Origin of the sequence: Janthinobacterium sp. RA13 (assembly GCF_000745325.1) — a bacterium.
GTDB classification, from domain to species: domain Bacteria; phylum Pseudomonadota; class Gammaproteobacteria; order Burkholderiales; family Burkholderiaceae_D; genus Janthinobacterium; species Janthinobacterium rivuli.
In genome coordinates this window covers 4524264-4543931 of sequence record NZ_JQNP01000001.1, presented here as the reverse complement: position 1 = coordinate 4543931, position 19668 = coordinate 4524264, and the positions used below count along the sequence as shown (strand labels likewise).

At 64.2% G+C, this 19668-nt stretch carries 21 protein-coding genes; 5 read left to right on the top strand and 16 right to left on the bottom strand.

Annotated elements, in window-relative coordinates:
* Positions 1 to 171: 171 nt before the first annotated feature.
* The gene (locus tag FG13_RS20060) at positions 172 to 504 is read left to right on the top strand and encodes a hypothetical protein (protein ID WP_035828508.1); all 333 of its coding nucleotides are present in this window, start codon (positions 172 to 174) and stop codon (positions 502 to 504) included.
* Between the two features lies 1 nt (position 505).
* Here the strand turns inward: FG13_RS20060 and FG13_RS20055 are convergent, their stop codons facing one another.
* On the bottom strand, positions 506 to 1549 hold the full coding sequence (locus FG13_RS20055; protein ID WP_035823715.1) for an MBL fold metallo-hydrolase: 1044 nt from the start codon (positions 1547 to 1549) through the stop codon (positions 506 to 508).
* A gap of 169 nt (positions 1550 to 1718) precedes the next feature.
* Here FG13_RS20055 and FG13_RS20050 point away from each other — a divergent pair, with 169 nt between their 5' ends.
* The gene (locus tag FG13_RS20050; protein WP_035823713.1) at positions 1719 to 2342 is read left to right on the top strand and encodes a TetR/AcrR family transcriptional regulator; all 624 of its coding nucleotides are present in this window, start codon (positions 1719 to 1721) and stop codon (positions 2340 to 2342) included.
* Here the strand turns inward: FG13_RS20050 and FG13_RS20045 are convergent.
* On the bottom strand, positions 2315 to 3412 hold the full coding sequence (locus FG13_RS20045) for a WD40/YVTN/BNR-like repeat-containing protein (protein WP_035823711.1): 1098 nt from the start codon (positions 3410 to 3412) through the stop codon (positions 2315 to 2317). The two genes, FG13_RS20050 and FG13_RS20045, sit on opposite strands and share 28 nt — an antisense overlap.
* 2 nt (positions 3413 to 3414) lie before the next feature.
* Positions 3415 to 3684: a MoaD/ThiS family protein gene (locus FG13_RS20040; protein WP_035823709.1), complete on the bottom strand. Its 270-nt coding sequence runs from the start codon at positions 3682 to 3684 to the stop codon at positions 3415 to 3417.
* A 91-nt stretch (positions 3685 to 3775) separates the two neighbouring features.
* Here FG13_RS20040 and FG13_RS20035 point away from each other — a divergent pair, with 91 nt between their 5' ends.
* Positions 3776 to 4087 (top strand): hypothetical protein, encoded by a 312-nt coding sequence (locus FG13_RS20035; RefSeq protein ID WP_035823702.1) that lies wholly within the window; start codon positions 3776 to 3778, stop codon positions 4085 to 4087.
* Position 4088: 1 nt separating this feature from the next.
* Here the strand turns inward: FG13_RS20035 and FG13_RS20030 are convergent, their stop codons facing one another.
* The 13 genes from FG13_RS20030 to FG13_RS19970 all read right to left on the bottom strand — a co-directional run bounded on the left by FG13_RS20030 (position 4089) and on the right by FG13_RS19970 (position 17159).
* Positions 4089 to 4382: a 2Fe-2S iron-sulfur cluster-binding protein gene (locus FG13_RS20030; protein ID WP_035823700.1), complete on the bottom strand. Its 294-nt coding sequence runs from the start codon at positions 4380 to 4382 to the stop codon at positions 4089 to 4091.
* A 16-nt stretch (positions 4383 to 4398) separates the two neighbouring features.
* Complete coding sequence (locus tag FG13_RS20025) at positions 4399 to 5547, bottom strand: Gfo/Idh/MocA family protein (protein ID WP_035823697.1); 1149 nt, start codon at positions 5545 to 5547, stop codon at positions 4399 to 4401.
* A gap of 9 nt (positions 5548 to 5556) precedes the next feature.
* Entirely contained in the window at positions 5557 to 6609 is a 1053-nt protein-coding gene (locus FG13_RS20020; RefSeq protein ID WP_035823694.1) for a sugar phosphate isomerase/epimerase family protein, read from the bottom strand.
* Positions 6610 to 6688: 79 nt separating this feature from the next.
* Positions 6689 to 7624 carry a substrate-binding domain-containing protein gene (locus FG13_RS20015; protein WP_225243231.1) on the bottom strand — a complete coding sequence of 312 codons (936 nt, stop codon included), beginning with the start codon at positions 7622 to 7624 and terminating at the stop codon, positions 6689 to 6691.
* 97 nt (positions 7625 to 7721) lie between these two features.
* Positions 7722 to 8729, bottom strand: a complete 1008-nt coding sequence (locus FG13_RS20010) for an ABC transporter permease (protein WP_034752947.1) — start codon at positions 8727 to 8729, stop codon at positions 7722 to 7724.
* The gene (locus FG13_RS20005) at positions 8710 to 10197 is read right to left on the bottom strand and encodes a sugar ABC transporter ATP-binding protein (RefSeq protein ID WP_035823690.1); all 1488 of its coding nucleotides are present in this window, start codon (positions 10195 to 10197) and stop codon (positions 8710 to 8712) included. Before FG13_RS20005 ends, FG13_RS20010 begins: the two co-directional genes overlap by 20 nt.
* Positions 10197 to 11222 carry a LacI family DNA-binding transcriptional regulator gene (locus FG13_RS20000; RefSeq protein WP_035823688.1) on the bottom strand — a complete coding sequence of 342 codons (1026 nt, stop codon included), beginning with the start codon at positions 11220 to 11222 and terminating at the stop codon, positions 10197 to 10199. Before FG13_RS20000 ends, FG13_RS20005 begins: the two co-directional genes overlap by 1 nt.
* A gap of 125 nt (positions 11223 to 11347) precedes the next feature.
* Positions 11348 to 11932: a hypothetical protein gene (locus tag FG13_RS19995; protein ID WP_035823686.1), complete on the bottom strand. Its 585-nt coding sequence runs from the start codon at positions 11930 to 11932 to the stop codon at positions 11348 to 11350.
* Positions 11933 to 11956: 24 nt separating this feature from the next.
* Positions 11957 to 12868, bottom strand: coding sequence for a glycerophosphodiester phosphodiesterase (locus FG13_RS19990; protein ID WP_035823684.1), 912 nt, complete (start codon positions 12866 to 12868; stop codon positions 11957 to 11959).
* Positions 12843 to 14483: a hypothetical protein gene (locus FG13_RS19985; RefSeq protein ID WP_051959275.1), complete on the bottom strand. Its 1641-nt coding sequence runs from the start codon at positions 14481 to 14483 to the stop codon at positions 12843 to 12845. Before FG13_RS19985 ends, FG13_RS19990 begins: the two co-directional genes overlap by 26 nt.
* 1 nt (position 14484) lies before the next feature.
* The gene (locus FG13_RS29115; RefSeq protein WP_051959273.1) at positions 14485 to 15345 is read right to left on the bottom strand and encodes a hypothetical protein; all 861 of its coding nucleotides are present in this window, start codon (positions 15343 to 15345) and stop codon (positions 14485 to 14487) included.
* Between the two features lie 27 nt (positions 15346 to 15372).
* Positions 15373 to 16398 carry a hypothetical protein gene (locus FG13_RS19975; RefSeq protein ID WP_035823682.1) on the bottom strand — a complete coding sequence of 342 codons (1026 nt, stop codon included), beginning with the start codon at positions 16396 to 16398 and terminating at the stop codon, positions 15373 to 15375.
* The gene (locus tag FG13_RS19970; protein WP_152598814.1) at positions 16395 to 17159 is read right to left on the bottom strand and encodes a hypothetical protein; all 765 of its coding nucleotides are present in this window, start codon (positions 17157 to 17159) and stop codon (positions 16395 to 16397) included. The genes FG13_RS19975 and FG13_RS19970 overlap by 4 nt, the downstream gene beginning before the upstream one ends.
* Positions 17160 to 17334: 175 nt before the next feature.
* Here FG13_RS19970 and FG13_RS29110 point away from each other — a divergent pair, with 175 nt between their 5' ends.
* The gene (locus tag FG13_RS29110) at positions 17335 to 18732 is read left to right on the top strand and encodes a caspase family protein (RefSeq protein ID WP_051959271.1); all 1398 of its coding nucleotides are present in this window, start codon (positions 17335 to 17337) and stop codon (positions 18730 to 18732) included.
* A gap of 85 nt (positions 18733 to 18817) precedes the next feature.
* Entirely contained in the window at positions 18818 to 19639 is an 822-nt protein-coding gene (locus tag FG13_RS19960) for a hypothetical protein (protein WP_035823679.1), read from the top strand.
* The last annotated feature ends 29 nt before the right edge of the window (positions 19640 to 19668 follow it).

Here is a 19668-nt window from a genome sequence, read left to right as displayed (position 1 = left end):
GCACGCGACAGCATTATCAAGAAAACATATTTACTGGAACTGTGCGAGAATTTGTCCTACTCTTGATTCAGGTAAAGGTTACCGCCAGACATGTTGCGTCTGGCGCCGCACATCTTCCTGGACTCCCCTCTTTTCTGTACACGCCTGGACATACTTTCAAAGGTGAACAATGTGGTCACGCTAACGTCTGTCAACAACTTGCAAGCCTCGCTGGCCACGGCGCAGCGCCGGGTCGAGCAAGGCCAGAACCAGGTACAGCGCGACAGTGAACAGCTGGCGCAAAGCCGCCAGCTGCTGGCGCGGGAACAGGAATCGCTGAGCCAGACGCAGCGCAGCAGCCAGCAAGCCCAGGCCGATGCCCCCACCGCCATCAAGGCGCCGCAGCTGGACCAGGCGATCAAGGTGGCCGTGCCGCAACAAGCCATCCCCGCCGCGCCGAAAAGCACGCCCCAGCTGAACGGCTATGGCCAGACCCTGGGACGCCTGATCGATGTGACGGCGTAAATTACTGGCCCATTTCTTCTTCGAGCATCGCCAGCCACCATTTTTCACCTTTTTTCGGCTGCGCCAGGTCGACCGCCTCGCCCATCTGCGGCGTGGCCAGGTTCACGCCCTGCTTGGCCGCCAGCCCCGTGATGCGGTCAAACGGTTCATGCCAGGCGTGCAGCCCCAGGTCAAAGGTGCCGTTGTGCACGGGCATCAGCCACTTGCCGCGCAAGTCCAGGTGGGCTTGCAAGGTCTGTTCCGGCTGCATGTGCACGTCCGGCCACAGCTTGTCGTAGGCGCCCGTTTCGATCATGGTCACGTCGAACGGGCCGTACTTGTCGCCGATCTGCTTGAAACCGTCGAAATAGCCGGAGTCGCCGCTGAAAAACACGCGTACCTCGGGCGCGTCGATCACCCATGACGCCCACAGGGTTTGATTGCTGTCAAACAAGCCGCGTCCCGAGAAATGCTGCGATGGCGTGGCAACGAGTTTCACGCCGGCAATCGTCGTGCCTTGCCACCAGTCGAATTGCTGTACCTTGTCCTTCGGCACGCCCCATTCGACCAAGGTGTCGCCCACGCCCAGCGGCGCAACAAAATGTCCCGTCTTGGCGGCCAGTTGCAGCACGGCAGCATAGTCGAGGTGGTCGTAATGGTTATGCGACAGGATGACAGCCTTGATCGGCGGCAAGTCGGCGATGCTGATGGGCGGCTGGTGAAAGCGCTTCGGTCCGGCCCACTGCACCGGCGAGGCGCGCTCGGAAAACACGGGATCCGTGAGGAAGAATTCATTGTTCAGTTTCAACAGCAGGGTCGAGTGGCCGAGGCGAAACAGACTGTTATCGGGCGCGGCCAGCAGCTGCGCCCGGCTCAAGGCTTGCACGGGCACGGTAGCGGCCGGCACCGTGCTGTCCGGTTTATCAAAGACAAATGTCCACAGCAGCTTGAGCGTCGCTGCCGTGCCCAGTTTGTACATTTCCACAGGATTGCGGAACTTGCCTTCGTGGCGTTGTGGGGATTCAGCGGGCGCGGCAGGCGCGGCGCGCAGGGTGCAAGAACTCATGATGATCAGGACTCCCAGAAAGAAGAGACGACGTGCGGCTCGGTGCAAGTGCATATGTGGCCCGGCAAGGAATGTACAAGGATTAAATTACACTACACAGTGTAGTTCCTATTTCTGGCAAAGTAAACCAGGAGGTGTAAAATATTGTTTTCAAAGGAGATTTTCAGCCATGGCCGCACCGCAACGCCTCACCGACCGCAAGCGCGTCGCCATCGTCGATGCCGCCATCGCCGAGTTCCGCGACCACGGTTTTGATGCGACCAGCATGGACAGGATCGCCGCCACGGCCGCCGTTTCCAAGCGCACCGTGTACAACCATTTCCCCAGCAAGGACGAGTTGTTCGCGGAAATCCTGCAACGCATGTGGGAAAGCAGCGTGGCCCAGCCCGCCGTGCCCTATGTTGCCGACCAGCCGCTACGGCCGCAGGTGCTGGCCCTGGTCGAGCAGAAAATGGTATTGCTGTGCGACCCAGCCTTCATCGACCTGGCGCGCGTGATCTTTGGCGAAACCATCCACTCGCCCGAGCGGGCGCAAGCCATGGTGGCGCGCCTGAATGAAAAGGAAACGGGCCTGAATATCTGGATCCGCGCGGCGCAGCAAGACGGGCGCATCAAGGCAGGCGAGACGCTGGAAGTGGCGCACCTCTTGATGTCGCCTTTAAAAACCTTTGCCTTCTGGCCGCAGATCACCATGGGCGAGCCTCTGCTGGGCCCGGCACGCCGGCGCGAAGTGACGGAACTGGCCGTCGATATCTTCCTGTGCTACTACGGCGTGGCAAAACAGACGGCATAAACGGGCGGCAAGTGGGCAGAGATGGTCTGCCAGTGTTCGCCCTCGTCGCCCGAGTACCAGGCGCCGCCCGTTGTCGACGCCATCAATAAACTGCGCCCATCATCGGCCAGCGCCAGCCCGTGGCGATAGATGAGGTCGTAGCAATGCTGCTGCGGCAAGCCCGCGCGCAAGACCTCGAAGGTTTTACCGCCATCGCGCGTGCGCGTGACGGCAAGCGCGCCATCGATGGGAATGCGCAGCACATCCGCCTGCGCCGGCACGAACCAGGCCGTGTCGCCATCGCGCGGATGCACGGCCACGGCAAAGCCGAAATGCGACAGCGGCGCCGTCGTGACTTCCTGCCAGTGCCAGCCGGCATCGTCCGAGCGCCAGATGCCGTTATGGTGCTGGCACCACAGCGCGTCCGGCGTGCCGGTGCTGCGCACGATGCGGTGCGGGTCTTGCACGGCTTCGTTTTCATCGAGCTCGGGCGGCATGTAGTCGGCGCGCATGCCCGTCGCGCTCAGGCTCCAGCTGGCGCCGCCATCGAGCGTTTGCCACACGCCGCCGCAGGACACGCCGACCAGCACCTTCTGGCTGTCGCGCGGGTCGACGCAAATGCTGTGGATACCAGGCACGTCGTAGCCGCCGCCAAACCACTGCGCCCGCTGCGGCACGTTCCACAAGGATTCCACCAGTTGCCAGCTGTCGCCGCGGTCGCTTGAACGGAACAGGCCGCCAGGCAGGGTGCCCGCCCACAGCACGCCGGGCTGGTCCGCGCCGCCCGCCGCCAGCGACCAGATCTGCTGCAAGGCCCAGTCCACGCTATCGGTGCTGTCTTCCGGCTTGGCGGGATAGGCGGGCACGGCGACTTCCTGCCACGCGCTGGCACCCGCGTCGAGGCGGTGCAGCTTGGCGCCGAAATGCCCCAGGTTCAGGGCGACATACAAGGTGCCGTCGCGGCCATCGTGCAGCAGCATGGAAACGGGATCGCCCGCAAACTGCACCAGCGCCAGCTGCCAGGCACCGGCCGCATCGACATCGAACTGGAACAAACCCTTGCGGGTGCCGAGATACGCGCGTTGAGCCATACTTAACCTCCGGAAAGTGCTTGCAAGATATAGACCTGGCTGTCGGGCCGCAAGACATCGTCGAGCACGCGCCGCTCGCGGCAGCGGGCGCCGTCGATGAATATCACCACATTGGGACGCAAAGCCCCCTGCTCGTCGAGCACGTAGCCGCGCAGACGCGGCTGTTGCGCAAACGCGCTATCCAAGGCGGCGCGCAGGCGTGGCGCGGCCACCTCGAGCGTGGGGACGTCGAGGAAGCGTGCCAGTTGTTGCGTAAAATGCAGATGCGCCATGCTGCCCTTCGACGTCGTCGGCCTCGACTCATTCTAGTCCGCTTTGCGGCCAATACAATTAAAATAGCGGCAAGCACACAAGGAGCCAGGCATGACGATTACCCCGGAAGAACTAGCGGTGCTGATGCAGGAAGTGGAAGTGGCCGATCCCATCGATTTTGCCGACTTGCCCTTCGACGAGCAGGAATTGCGCGGGCTGATCGCCAACCACCTGTGCGAGATGGCCGACGCGATGGAAAGTTTCAGCCCGGAAGACCGCAACCTGGCCCTGCTGGCCGTGGCGGCCAAGCTGGTGCTGGAAAACCTCGTGCTACACGTGCAGTTGCTGCGCCGCCACGGCTTGCCCGTCAGCGACAGCGTGGACGCGCTGCTGCAGCGCCTCAAGGGCGGCAAGTCCTCCTGATTCAGGCGCCCGTGCGCACGGCGCGCGCCTGCATGGTGAGGTCGCTTTCGGCCACGGCCACGCAGGGCAGGATGTAGCCGTCGAGCCGTTCATCGGGGCTGATGCCGGGCCAGTCCACCGTGTAGCGGATCTTTCCTTCGGGCATGTGACAGAGGCAGGTGCGGCAAGTGCCGTTGCGGCAGGAACTGAGCAGGCGGATGCCGGCCAGCTCGGCGGCGGCCAGCAGAGTCGTTCCCGCGTCGGCCGGGAATTGCCAGCCTTGCGGGACGATGGTGATGGTAAAGGGCGCACTCATGCATCCAGTGTAACAGTCAGCTTGCCAGGGTCGTCCAGCTCGCACCATTGGCATGGCTGCGCAGCACGGCTTCCGCAAAAGCCAGGCCGGCCACGCCGTCGGTGACGGTGGGCAGCCAGCTCGCTTCCCTGGGCACGGGCAAGCCCGATTGCAAGGCGCGGATGGCCAGGGCCGCGTCCAGGTACAGCTGCGCGAACGCTTCCAGGTAGCCTTCAGGATGGCCGGCCGGCACGCGCGTGGCGTGGCGCGCGGCGGCGCTGTCGACCCGGCCCGGACGCAGCAGTTGCCGGTTGCCACCCTGCGGCGTACACCACAGCTCATTTGGTTTTTCCTGGTCAAAATCGAGCTGCGCCTTGCTGCCGAACAGGCGCAGGCGCACCGTGTTTTCGCAACCGGTGGCCACCTGGCTGGCCCATAGAGTGCCCTTGGCTCCGTTGGCATAGCGCAGCATTACCTGCACGTGGTCGTCCAGGCTGCGATTCGGAACAAAGGTCGACAGTTCCGCCAGCACGGATTCGGGCGTCAGTCCGCTGACGAATTGCGCCAGGTGGTAGGCGTGCAGTCCCACGTCGAGCAGGGTGCCGCCGGGGCCGGCCTTGTGCGGGTCGTTATGCCAGTTGCCTTCGTTCATGCCGCCCGCCACGATGGCATCGGCCAGCCAATCCTGCGAATATTCCACTTGCACGAGGCGCAGCTCGCCGATCTCGCCCGCCTCGACCATGGCCCGGGCGTGGCGCAGCAGCGGGTAGCCGCTGTAGGTATGCGTGAGCGCAAACAGTAGATTTTTCCGCTCGGCCAGCGCCGCCAGCTTTTGCCCTTCCGCCAAGGAAATCCCCAGCGGCTTGTCGCAGATCACGTGGATGCCCGCCTCCAGGAACGCCGTGGCGACGGGCGCATGTAAATGGTTCGGCGTGACGATGGCCACGGCTTCGATGCCGTCAGCGCGCGCGGCCTCCGCCTGCGCCATGGCGCGGTAATCGCAATAGCTGCGCTCGGGCGCGAGGTGCAGCGCGGCGCCGCTGTCGCGCGCCCGCTGCGGGTCGGACGACAGGGCGCCCGCCACCAGTTCGTACTGGTCGTCGATGCGCGCCGCGATACGGTGCACGGCGCCGATGAATGCGCCCTGCCCGCCCCCTACCATGCCCAGCCGTAAGCGTCGCTGCATGTCGTCTCCTTATTTCAAGCCAAGCAAGTGATGAATTTGATCCTGGTCAACCGCACTGCCCGCGAAATCGTCAAATGCGTGTTCAGCCACGTGGATGATGTTATCGCGGATGAAACGTGCGCCCTCTGCAGCGCCATCTTCCGGGTGTTTCAAACAGCATTCCCATTCCAGCACGGCCCAGCCGGGAAAGTCGTACTGCGCCATCTTCGAGAAAATCGCCTTGAAATCGATCTGCCCGTCGCCCAGCGAGCGGAAGCGCCCGGCGCGGTCTTGCCAGTCGCCGTAGCCGCCATACACGCCCTGGCGCCCGTTCGGCCGGAATTCCGCATCTTTCACATGAAAGGCCTTGATGCGCGTGTGATAAATGTCGATGAAGGCCAGATAATCGAGCTGCTGCAGCACGAAGTGGCTGGGGTCGTACAAGATGGACGCGCGCGGGTGGTCGTTGACGGCGGCCAGGAAGCGCTCGAAGGTCACGCCGTCGTGCAAATCCTCGCCAGGATGCAATTCATAGCAAAGGTCGACGCCAGCCGCGTCGAACGCGTCGAGGATGGGCAGCCAGCGTTTGGCCAGTTCCGCGAAGGCCGTTTCCACTAGGCCGGCCGGGCGCTGCGGCCATGGATACAGATACGGCCAGGCCAGCGCGCCGGAAAACGTCACGTGCGCCTTGAGGCCCAGGCGCTGCGAAGCGGTGGCCGCCCACAGCAGTTGCTGTGTGGCCCAGGCCGTGCGGGCCGCGCTGTCGCCGCGCACGTGTTCGGGCGCAAAGCCGTCGAACAGCGCGTCGTAGGCCGGGTGCACGGCGATCAGCTGGCCCTGCAAATGCGTCGACAATTCCGTCACCTGCAAGCCGTGGCGCGCCAGCAGGGCTGTCACGTCGTCGCAATACTGCTGACTGGCCGCCGCTTGTTCCAGATCAAACAATCGCGGCGCCGTCGGCAGCTGCAAGCCCTTGTAACCCAGGCCGGCCGCCCATTGCGCCAAGTGCTCGAGCGAGTCGAACGGCGGCTCGTCGCCGAGAAACTGGGCCAGGAAAATGGCCGGGCCCTGGATGGTTTTCATATCAATGTCCTGTTAACCCAAACCGAAACCCGGGGTCGTACCCTGAGGGTACGACCCCAGCCCTGGTTTTGGGGTGTCGTTAAAAAGGCGAGTTCGGAAAGTAAAACTGCTTGGCGTTCTCGCGCGTGATCAGCACCGAGGGGATGATCGTATTGGCCGGCAATTTATCACCTTTCAGGCGCGCTTCCGTCGTCAGTTTGATGGCGTCGTACATGAACTTGGGCGAGTACGATACGTCGGCCACGATCAGCGGGTCGGAACCGTCCATGATCTTTTTCACGGCGCCCTTGGCGCCCGCGCCGCCGAACACTTGCTTGATGTCCGTGCGCTTGGCTTGCGCGATGGCTTTTTGCACGCCGATGGCCATGTCGTCATCGGCGGCCCAGACAGCGTCGATGTGCTTGAAGCGGGTCAGGTAATCCTGCATGACCTTGAAGGCATCGTCGCGGTTCCAGTTGCCGTACTTGGCGTCGAGCACCTTGATCTCGGGATGGCCCTTCATCACGGCGGAAAACGCGTCGTAGCGCTCGTTGTCGAGGGTGGTCGGCATGCCGCGCAGCACGACGATATTGCCCTTGCCATTCAGGCTTTTCGCCAGATATTCGGCCGGCAGCTTGCCGAACGCCGTGTTGTCGCCGGCGATGTAGGCATCCTGCGATTGCGTGTTCGTCAAGCCGCGGTCGACTACCGTCACGTAGACGCCCTTGTTTTTCACTTGCGCCACGGGCTGCGTCAGCGAGGCCGATTCGATGGGGAAGATCACCAGGGTGTTGATCTTGTTCACCGTCAACATGTCCTGCAACTGATTGGCCTGCTCGGGCGCCGTGGCGGCCGTCTTGACGATGATTTTCAGCCCCGGATGGGCTTTTTCCAGTTCCGCCTTGGCCTGGTTCGCCCACCAGACGATGCCCGAGGTAAAGCTGTGCGTGGCCGTGGGAATGGCCACGCCCACCACCAGCTTCTCCGCCGCCTGTGCACTCGGCAGCGCCCACGCCTGCATCACCAGCACTGCCATCCCTGCTACCCCTGCTACCCGTCTAAAGCTCTTCATGCTGCTCTCCTCCAAGGTTGTGGGCGCCCGTTGGCTGCCCTTTCAGAACGCCGCTGTGTTTTTATTTGCGGCCTCGCTGCAGGAAGGCGACGGCGATGATCACCACGCCTTGCACTGCGGCATTCAGGTAGACACTGATGATGCTGGTCAAATTCAGGATATTGCTGATCACGGACAAGAGGATGGCGCCGATCACGGTGCCGACGATGCGCCCCTCTCCCCCCTTCAGCGCCGTGCCGCCGACGACGACGGCGGCGATGGCTTCGAGTTCCCACAGCAAGCCCGTGGTCGGCGTGGCCGAGCCCAGGCGTGGCACGTACAGCACCGTGGCGATGCCCACGCAGACGCCCAGCAGCATGTAGGTAGCGATCTTGACTCTATCCACATTGATGGCCGCATAGCGCGCCACTTGCTCGTTGGAACCAATCGCCTGCACATGGCGGCCAAAGGTCGTGCGGTTGAGGATGATGGCGCCGGCCGCGGCAACAAACAGGAAAATCCAGATCGGGATCGGCGCGCCCAGCACGCTCGTGTAGTAGACGGGGCTGTACAGCTCGGACAGGGTCGCGTCCAGGGTCAGCGCGCCGCCATCGGCCAAGTACGTCAATACGGCGCGGAAGATGCCAAGCGTGCCCAGGGTGACGATGAACGGTTCGATATTGCCCTTGCTGATCAACAAACCATGCATCAGGCCGAATCCTGCGCCCAGGACCAGGGCCATGGCGATGCCCAGCACCAGCATGGTGATCGGCGCCAGGTCGCCGCCCGCGCCTTGCGCCAGTGCATTCATGAAATAGATCATGCAGCCGGCGATCAGGGCCGCCATGGAGCCCACCGATAAATCGATGCCGCCGGAAATAATCACGAAGGTCATGCCGACGGCGATGATGCCAATAAAAGCCGTGCGCGTGAGCACGTTCATCAGGTTGTCCAGGGTGGCGAAGTCGCCGTTGAGCAAGGTGCCCGCGATGCACAGAGATAAAAGGCCCAGCACGGGGCCAAAGCCCTTGATGCGCGCGCCAAATTGGGCCAGGGGGGATACGCTCGTATCAGTGCGTGCCGGTTGCATGGGCAATCAACTCCTCTTCAGTCAGGTGGTCAGCAGACAGGGTGGCTTGCAAGGTGCCGGCGCGCATCACGGCGACCCGGTGGCACAGGCCAATCAATTCGATCAGTTCGGATGAAATCACGATCACGGCGCGCCCTTCGGCGGCCAGGCGGTGTATCAGGAAATATATGTCGCGCTTGGCGCCCACGTCCACGCCACGGCTCGGCTCGTCGAGCACGACGACGCGCGGGTCCGAATGCAGGTATTTCGCCAGCGCCAGCTTTTGCTGGTTGCCGCCGGACAGCATGCGCGCGCGGCTGTCGAGGTCGCCTGTGCGGATATTGAAATCCGCGACGGCCTTGGCCAGCGCCTGTTTCTCTCCATCAACATCCAGCCACGGCCGCGCATAGCGCTCCATCGTCATCATCGTGAGGTTTTCGCGCAAGCCCAGGTTCACATGCAGACCTTTTCCCTTGCGGTCTTCGCTCAGGTAGGTCATGCCGTGCTGCATGGCTTGCTTGGGGGTACGGATATCGACCGGCTGGCCATTGAGATGGATCACACCCGCGCTGCGCGGACGCAAGCCCAGCAAGGCCTCGAACGATTCCGTGCGCCCCGCGCCCACCAGGCCCGCAAAGCCCAGCACTTCGCCGGCGCGCACTTCGAACGACAGCTCTTTCGACCAGCCGGGCACGCACAAGCCGTCGACCTTCAACAGTACGGGTGCGTCCGGCGCCAGCGCCACCTTGACCGGGAACATGTCCGACAATTCGCGCCCCACCATCAGGTTCGCCATCTGCTGGCGCGTGAGGCTGGCCGTCGGTTCGCGCGTGACGAAACGCCCGTCGCGCATGACGATGACCTCGTCCGTGTTGCGCTCGACTTCATCGAGCTTGTGCGAGATATACAAAATCGTCACGCCGTCCGCTTTCAGATGCGCCATCACGGCAAACAAACGCTGCGTCTCCGACGACGTCAGGGTGGCGGTCGGCTCGTCCATGATCAGGAAGCGGGCGCGGCGCGACAGGGCCTTGGCGATTTCCACAAGTTGCTTTTCAGCCACGATCAGGTCGCGGATTTTCGTGTCAGGCGACACGTCCAGCCCCACCTGTTTCAGGTAGCGCGACGCTTCTTCCTTCATGGCGCTCTCGTCGAGCAGCCAGCCGCGCGTCTTTTCGTGGCCAAGGAACATGTTTTGCGCCACCGTCAGGTGCTCGGCCAGGTTGAATTCCTGGTGGATCAGCACGATGCCGGCCGATTCCGCGGCGCGCGAACTGTCAAAGTGCTGGGGCTGGCCATCGATCAGTAGCTGGCCTTCGCTGACGGCTTCGTAGCCGGCGAGGATTTTCATCAAGGTCGACTTGCCGGCGCCATTTTCGCCGAGCAAGCCATACACGCGCCCGGGCGACAAGGTAAAACTGACGCCATGCAAGACGCGCACGGGGCCGAAATCCTTGCACACCCCCTCGAAACCGACGGCAACGCTCACTATGCACTCCCTCGCAAAATTAATTGGTGTTGCAGCAGCACGCCCGGCACGCTGGCCGCCGGGTTCGCCAAACGCTGCAGCAATAATCGCGCTGCCGTCTCGCCCAGTTCGCGCATCGGTTGCGCAATCGTCGTGAGACCGGGATCGATCTGCGCGGCGATGGCGATATCATCGAAGCCGATGACGGCCACGTCCTCGGGCACGCGCTTGTTCAGCTGGCGCAGCGCACTCAAGACGCCGATGGCCAGGGTGTCGGAGACGGCAAAGATGGCCGTCGGTGCGTCGGGTTGCGCCATCATCCGCAACGTGGCGGCCGTGCCCGCTTCGTAATCGAGGCTTTGCACCGTGTGCACCCACTGCGGCTGCACGGGCAGGCCGGCCGCCGCCAGGGTGTCCAGATAGCCTTGCTGGCGTTGCCGCGCATACAGATAGCGCTCGTCGGAGTTGATCAGTCCGATGCGCGTATGGCCGCGCGACAGCAGATGCGCAACGGCGTCGGAGGCGGCGCGGTGGTTGTCGATGCCGACATAGGGCACGGCCACGGCGGGGTCGAATTCGCAGCACGCCACCCACGGCAGGCTGACGGATTCATGCGACAAGGCATGTTGCACCGTGTCCGGATCGAGGCAGATGGCGCCATCGGCGCGGTGCATGCGCAGCAAGTCGAAGTAGGAGCGCTCACGGCCCGCGTCGGCGCCCGTGTCGCACAGCAGCACGAAGTAGCCGTGTTCGCGCGCCACCGTATCGATGCCGCGCACGATCTGCGCATAGAACGGGTTGCCCACGTCGGGCACCATGGTCAGGAGCATGCGGCTCTCGGCCGTGCGCAGGCTGCGCGCCAGATGGTTCATCCGGTAGCCGAGCGCGGCGACAGACGCCAGCACCTTGTCGCGCGTGGGCGCCCGCACTCCCGCCTGCTCGTTCATCACGCGCGAGACGGTGGCCACCGACACGCCCGCATGCGCGGCGACGGCGCTGATGGAGACGGTTTCTGTCGGCAAAGGGGATGGGACGGCTGCTGGCATGGTGCTTTTCAACAAAATGTAATCGATTACATTTATAAGCCAGTCGCGCGCCCGATGCAAACATTATCGATGCTGCGGTGCGCAAAAAATGGGCAAAAAGCGGCCCTGCGCGGACCGTCGGTAAGCTATTTCTGGGGCTGCAAGGCGCTCTGCTGCACGGCAAAACCGGCGCGCACGGCGGACAGGGCCGCCACCCACAGAATCAGACCGGCGCCGAGGCAGCCGACGGGATGGATGGGGCCATGGCGCAAGGTCAGCGGATAGCCGATGGCCCATACGCACAGCGCCATGCCGATGGCCAGGTGGCGGCGCGCCTTGAACAGCCAGGCCAGCGGAAAGAAATGCAAGCCCACGATCAAGATGACGGCAGGAATGAACCACGCCTGCAGCCCCAGGTTTTTCAGGACGTTGCCGACGATGAAGATGGCGATCCATTGCCCGGCGTTCACGATGTTGAACAGCCGGCCCACGCGTTTGGCCTGCGGCGATTGTTCCGCCGCCGCATGCGCGGCCCGGTGGCGCCGGAACTGGCGCCACGCCAGCATGAACAGCAAGACGGTGATTGCGGCAACCGGCAGCAACCTCAAGAGATGCGCGCCATACGTCTGCACGCACCAGGCAGCCACCCACAGGCCGCCAAACAGGGAAAAGAACATGGCGCCAATGGCGCTGCCCGCAAGGTTGGCGGGGGTCGATGGTGGCATGGTCATGGCGTGGTCTCTCGGTGAAAGCGCTTACTTCATCATCGCGCAAAACGTCTCGGGATTGCCGTCAAGGATGACGCCGCTAGGCAGGCGGTGGCTGCGCTGCTGGGCGCGCAACAGCGAGGCGGCCAGGGCCGAGTCACCATCGACGGCATACACGAAGACGGGCATGTTCAGGCTGGCGGCGTCGCCCAGCAAATTCGGATTGGCGTCCAGGCTGCGGGCGTCGACGTGCACACCCGTGGGCATGCCGATCTGCTGCTGCACGCGCTGCAGCCACGGCTTGTCCAGCTTGGGCGGACGGGCATTTTTTGCGATATAGCGGCTGATCCGGTTGGCGCCGGCCGCCTGCGCATTGCGCGCGTCAAACACCAGCAGGCCCAGGTAACCCTGCGGATCGGCGCGGCGCGCACAAGCGAGGTTGTTCGGCACGCCTGACGTCAGGAACCAGTTGCCGTGCTTGATGTTCGCGCGCAACTGCCCCACCAGGGTGGCGATCGGTGCGCACGAGGACACGACATCCTTGATTTCCGCGTTCAGGGTTTTACTCGGGAAAGCGGTGGCCAGGTCGGCGACGTCGCTGACGAACGGCGGTGTTTCCGGCGTGGCCACGCCACGGTTCTTCATGCTGGCGGCGCGCCAGTCGTCAGCCGTCAATTGCTTGACGGTACGGGGCGATCCCGTGTCAACGACTCTGCCCGTCAGCAAGTCGTGGTGCACCACCCAGCTGCCGTCGCCGAGCAGCTGCAAATCCGTCTCGACGCCGTCCCAGGTGCCGAAATACGTGTTGCGCAGCGCGCTCAGCGAGTTTTCCGGCGCATTGCCGGCGCCACGGTGGGCGTGTACCTTCATGCCCAGGCAGTCGGCCTGGACAGCCGTGCTGGCCATGGAAAGCAGCAAGGCCAGCGCGGCCGCCTTATTTTTGTCCCGGATGATAGCCATAGTGAATTCCCTGCAAAACGTGGATGCGGATCGCTTCGTTGACGGGGTAGCTGTAGCCCTGCCCCACCGCCACGACGTGCGTGATATTGGCCAGCAAGCCCTTGCCGGCGATTTGCCAGCGCGTGCTGTCGTCGGCGGCCTGACGGTTCCAGTCCAGCATCTGGCGGAACAGCTCGCTCTTCGTGACATTATTGTCCGAGAGGGTAAAGATACCCCAGGTTCCCAGGAAAGCGCCGGCCAGCACGCCCGTGGCGATCCAGGCGGAACGGCGGCTCAGCTGGCCATCGGCGCCCGCCTGCTCACCGCGGCGCGCCGCCAGTACCAGCAAGCCCACCGTGGCGATCAGGTACAGCAGTTTCGAGAAGTGGCCGATGGCGCCCAAGAGCGAGAAGAACAGGGCGACGGGCGGCACGATGGCCGCGCGCGCCGCTTCCTTGCCCTCTTCAAAATACTTGCCGCCCACCTCGAAGTCGTTGCGGCTGGCGCGGTATTCCACCAGCTTTTCCGCCGTCTGGCGCGCGGCGAACTGGTCGAACAGACGGCTGAACTCGGCCGGACTCGCATACGCGTCCTGCACCACGGCGCCCTTGGGCAAACGCAAGCCCTTGCTCGCTTCGCTGCCATCGCCGCCGTCCGGCCCGTCGCGCAGCACGGCCTGGATGCCGGGGCGCGCGACGAAGGCGGCGAAGGACAAGCCAGGCGGAATGCGGTCGCCCTTGATATGCAAGCCCTTGCTGGCCGCTTCCGACGCATAGCGGCGCTTGACGGCGGCGCGGAAGCTCAATTGATCGGCCGGATGCCAGTTGGCCGATACCGGCACTTTCTTGCGCACATTGTTGACGACGGCCGCCTTGCGCCGCGCCGGCACGGAATGCGGCTGCCAGCCGTGGCGCGACAGGCTTTGCCGGTAATCGTTCCACGCCGTTTCCTGCTGCTGGCGCAAGCCTGCATCGTCGTCGGGAATCATGCCCGAGTACAATTTCCACTTGTCGTGCACTTCGCCAATCGCCTTCTGATACTTGTCATAGTAACCGGCCGCGCCGCCGGCGATCTTGCGGACATTAAAATTGATCAACTGTTCCTTGGCCGGCTCCATGCGCTCATCGAGGTGGGCCACCGAGACGGCCAGGAAGGGAAACAGCGCCAGAAAAGCCTTGCCCTCGGGCTTGGCAAACAGGGTGGCGTCATCGACCAGGCCCTGCAATTGCAGGCTGCCGCCCACCAGCGAGCGCTGCATCAATGTCGTGTTGAAGGCCAGGCGGCGAAATTGCGCATCGCGCGTTTCGACCAGCACCGTGACCGTGGTCTTCAAAATGCCGAACACGACCGCCGCCGTGGCGACGCAGCAAAAGAGGATCTTTTTCCAGCTGGGGCCGCTGCCATTGTTCTTCAGGCGGCGGCGCCACATCAGTTGCAGCACCACCAGCGCGGCGGCGATGCCCGACAGGCTGCGGCCATAGAATTCCACGCCTTCCACGTCCTGCGGCTTGACGTCGCCGCCCACCACGTCGAGCAAACGGGCATTGAAGCCCAGCTCGAAGCACAAATACATGATCGTCAGGACGATCAGGATCAAGGTCTGCCGGATCTGCAGACTGCGCAAACTCGCGGCCATCTTATTTCCTCAAATCGATGACGACGGGCTTGATCTCTTCGGCCTGGAAGATCATCGGCGCCGCCGGGGCAGCCGCTGCGGCACGCGGCGCGGGCAGGCTGATGGCGGCGGGCGTTGCCGCCCTGGCTGCTGGTTCCTGGCGGCGCGCCCTGGCGCTGGCGCGGCTACCCGTTTTCGGCGCGGCGGCAGGCGCCGGAGCGGCCGCCGGCGGCGCCGGGATCACGCGGCCGCTGTCGTTGCCAGCCGGCATAGCGGCGATGGCAGGACCCGTGCCGCGCAAGGCGTCGTCGGCAAACGGCTGGGCGCGCGTATCGACGCCGGGCGGCACGGCCACGCTGGCGTTGAGCAGGCGGTTGTCCGTGTAGATCATGCGCGACAGGCGGTTATAGTTGGGGAAGTCGATATTGAGTGATTTTCCATCGGCCGCCACGTCCACGCGGGGGCGGTCCTTGCAATTGCCGACCGTCCACTGCAGCACGTCCGTGCCCTGGAAAGCCAGCACTTCATAGCGGTAGGCGCAGCCGCGCTCCTGGGTTTCCACGATCACCACCGTGCGTTCGCCCACGTTTTCCACCCTCGCCACGCGGGCCGTGATGGCGTTAGCCAGCGGCACGACGCGGAAGGCCTGCGACAGCTTGATCGAGTACTTGCCCTGTGGATCCTTGCGCAAAGTGCCTTCCGTGCCATCGCGCAGGCGGAAGGTGGAAATCGGCGTGCCGAACAGCTCGGCCGTATCGAGGCCCATCAACACGCCGCCACGGCCGTTCGGCGTCATGGCGCAGCCCGTCAACAGGACACCGGCGGCCACGCCGGCGATCAATGTGCGCCAGTGCGCGGATGCAAAATTCTTATACGTTGCCATGCTCTATAACTTTCTCTTATTTCGGGGTCAGGGATTGATGACGGCCAGCGGATTGCCCGGTCCCGGTGGCGGCAAGACTTTCTGGCGGTTGCGCGACAGCAAAGTAAAGGCGCCCAGGGTGTCCGGCCCGGCGACGATTTCCAGCTGCTCGCGCTGCAGCCAGGTGCGGATTTCCGCCTCCGTTGCCTCGGCGCGGAACAGCACGCGCGTGCGCACGCCCGTCTCGACGCCGCTGCCGCCGTTGCGGAACTCCGCATTGCCGACGACGGCGCCCTCTTTCGGCAGGAACAGCCACGCCGATTGCACCACCATCACGCTGGCGGCCACGGCCGTGACGAGCTTCAGCCAGCGGTTCGCATTGGCCGCCTGCATCGGCACCTTCGCTGCTGGCGCGGCGGCATCGGCCGGAGCGATCTGCAATTGCTGCAAGCCCTGACGCAGCAATTGCCGGTACGCCACGCGGCCATCCTTGCCCAGCTCGCTCGACAGCGGCGTGCCCGTCAAGGCGTAATCGTCGCCGGGCAGGGCCACGCGGGCGATCACGCCGGGCGCCGCCGTGGCGGCATTCGCGCGGCCATGCCGCTCCAGCCAGCGCGCCGCCTGCAGGCGCTCCTGGCTGAACACGCCCAGGCAGGCGCCCAGGTCCGTCACGGCCAGGGTCACGGGCATGTCGCACAGCACCAGGCCCGCGCGCGGGTCGGCGGGCGCGTCGCGCTCCTCGACCACGAGGCCGCAGGCGTCCGCATACGATGCGTCCGGCGTGACGAGCCAGCCGCGCCAGCGCTGCCGCGAGCTGTCCCAGGCGTCGAGCAGCACGGCGCCAAAGCCGGGACGGCGCGCCAGCAAATGAATCTGCCCACCGGCGATGGGCCGCCCGGCCAGCGGCGCCGCATCGCTGCAGCGCGCAAAGTGTTGCATAACGTGTTCCGGCACGGCAATGCCGCGCCAGTCGGGGGTATCGCCAGCCACGTCCTCATCCAGCAATTCGGCGGAAGACGGGGGCGATGGCAGGCGCGCGGCAACGATGGCCAGCGAGGGCGTCAATGCAGTCATGCCGATGGCCTTTCATCAGTATTCGGGTGGGTGGACGCGGGGTCCATGTGCAGGGATAACGCAGCCACGCACAAAATATCCAAAACTATTTGCGCCGCCTGCAGATCGCGCGCGGCCAGGGCGTCGCCCACGCGCAGCTTGAGCAGGTTCAAGACCCAGCTGCCCAGCAAGGTGGCGCGGTGGGCCGGCTCGACGATCTGGCGCCCCGCGCTATTGGCCTCGCCCTTCTGCCTGTGCACAAGGCCCAACTTGCCGCCGTGGTAATGCGCGGAAGCGATCTGCTCGGCCAATTCCTTGACGGGCATGCCGCCGCAGCCGCAATGGCGCAGCAGCAAGATCAAGTCGTGCGGCAAGGTCGTAATAAAACTGTCGGCCGCGTCGCGCACCTGCTGCGGCGTCAGCTGATAGTCGCGCAGCGGTTCCGCATACGCGTCGGGCGCGCGCAGCTCGCAGCCTTCTTGCGCATCGGCATCTTCGTCATCGCGCTGCTTGCGCAACTGGTCGATGATGAAACGCTTGAAGTACAAAAACAGGGCACCGACGTGGTGAGGCGCGGCCTCGCTGTCGCCGTGCAGGACTTTTTCGATGAAGAACTGGTGGCGCAAGTCGGCCAGCGAGTCGCCCAGCGACGCCGCCTCGCGCGGACGGCACGGCGTCAGCGCGGCGATGACGCGCTGGTAAAACTCGCCCAGTTCGCCTTGTGTCAGCTGCTGGCGGCGGGTCCAGAAAGCATGAATCCGTTCAAATTGTTCCGATTGCAAAGCCGGTCCGATCGTGTGTTGGGCGGCACGCGCCACTGGCCGGCGGCGACGTGCAGCGTGCGCTGGCCAGACAAGAGAAACTTGTCAGTAAGGTAAAATGCATTTGAGCAATTTTCTCATATCACAGTAAAAATCGCTAACTTTAGTTACTTTCACGACAATTCCCGAGACGCCGATGCATCGCCTGATTCCCCTGTTTTTCAGCCTCCTCTTTTTACTCTGCGGTAACGTCGCGCAGGCGGCCGTGGGCAACGCCGCCAGCGGCCCCGGCAAGCGCATCGCCCTCGTGATCGGCAATGCGGCCTATCCGCAGCCTCTATTGAATCCCGTGAACGATGCGCGTGCCATGGCCGAGCGCCTGCGCCGCCTGGGCTTTGAAGTGCTGTTGCGCACGGACATCAATGCGCAACAGCTGCAAAAGGCCTCGGCCGAGTTTTCCACGCAGGCGCGCGGTGCCGATATCGCCCTCGTGTTTTACGCGGGCCACGGCGCCCAGGCAGGCGAAGCGAACTATGTGTTGCCGCTGGGCGCCAACATGAATGCATTGAGCGCGGCCGCCATCGCCGCGCAGGGCGTGTCCGTTTCCAGCCTGGCCGGTGATTTGCAACGCACGGGCGCGCGCGGCGCCGTGCTGATCCTCGACGCTTGCCGCCAGGAATATACGCGCGGCGGCGCCATGGTGGTTCCCGGCGGTGGCAATGCGGCCAGCCACGGCTTTGCCGACACGCAAGCGCCACGCGGCGTGGTGATCGCCTATTCGGCGGGACCGGGCGCCCTGGCGCGCGATTTCTGGTCGCCCGATTCGCGCAACAGCCCCTACACGAGCGCCCTGCTCGACGCGCTGGACGCACCGGGCTTGCCCATGAGCGACGTGTTTTCGCAGGTGGCGGCCAGGGTTGCCGCCATGACGCACGACGTGCAAAAGCCCCGCGTGTCGTTTGGCGAAACGTCGGCGCGCCTGGTGCTGAACATGGGCAGCGGCAAGGGCGTCAGCCAGGCAACGCCGGGTGTACTGGCCAGTACGCAAGGCCAGGGCGGCATGCGCGCACCGGTCCCGGCGCCTGCGCCAACGGTGGAAAAGCCGGCAACGCCCGGCGTCAAGGTGTGGCCAGGCAATGTGCTGCAAGACATCAACTATGAAATCCGCATGCAGATCGCGGCCCGCCCGTTTCCCCGCCAGCAGCTGGAAAAGCGCGCACGGGGCGGCGATCTGGTGGCGCTGACGGCCCTCGGCTATGGCATCGGCGGCGGCGATGCTGGAATAAAACAGCCGAAGGCGGGCATGCAGTGGCTGGAAAAGGCGGCCGCGAAAGACTTTCCGATCGCCCAGACCTATCTGGCGGAATTGCTGATGGTCAAGGGAGATCCCGCTTCGCTGAAGCGGGCCGGCGTGCTGCTGGACGCGGCCTCGCAGGCGGGCTACAGCCCCGCCCATGCGTATAAATTCGACCTGGCCCGGCGCACGGGCGCGCCGCCGCAGGATGCGGCCCGGCATTTGCAGGATGCTTTCATGGGCTTGATGAAGGATTACCAGGGCGCCGCCAAGGACATGATGCAGCCGCCAAAAAAATAATTCAAAATAATTTTAGATTTCCCTGAACTGCCCCCGTTATCCGTGGGTACATGCAATAGAGCATGACAGTGACCAGGGAAATCTCATGCAAACATCCAGCCCAGCAACATTCACCACCGGCCAGCGTGGCCGCATCCTCGCCTACCAGCCAAGCGGACAGGGTTCCGTCAGCGTGGCCGGCATTCAACATGCGTTCGACGTGGCCACGCACTGGCGCTCGGACGTGGCGCCCGCCATCAACGCCGTCGTCGACGTGCGCTTCGATGACGCCGGCAGCCTCGCCACCGTCAGCGCCGTGGCGACGCAGCAACTGGCGCAGGAAGAAATGGCCGGCGCGGCGAAACTGGCGCGCGAAAAAAGCCAGCAGCTGTGGGGCCAGGCCGTCTCCGCCCTGGGCATCAAGGTGCTGGCCAGCCTCGGCGTCCTGATCGCCGGCGCCTTTGTCTTCAACACCATCGGCATCCGTTTGTTCGCCTCCGTCTCGCGCACCTACTGGCAGTTGCTGGGCTTGTCCGCCGACAGCCTGGAAAGCTTTGCCCGCGATGGCGGCGGCGGTTTTACGTCCGCACAATTTTTCTTCCTGCTGGCCATCGGCGCCTGCTGCGCCACCATGGTTAGCAAGCACCCGAAAGCGGCGCTGGGCAAGTGCGCGCCCCTGTTGTTCATCGTCATCCACAGCAGCTTGCTGTTCATCAAGATCAAGGGCGCCGTCAGCGACGCGGGCAACGCCATGGGCGGCATCATGGGCAGCCGCGCGGCCCGCATGGCCGAGCAGATGGCCAGCGAAATGCTGGGACAAGTGTGGCAAGGACTCTCTTTTGGCATCGGTTTTTACCTGGTGCTGGCGTCTGCCATCGTCCTGGCCGCGTACGGCGTCGGCGAATACAAACGTAAAACCATCGGCTAAGCCACCTCCACACATTTATTGAAGGAAAT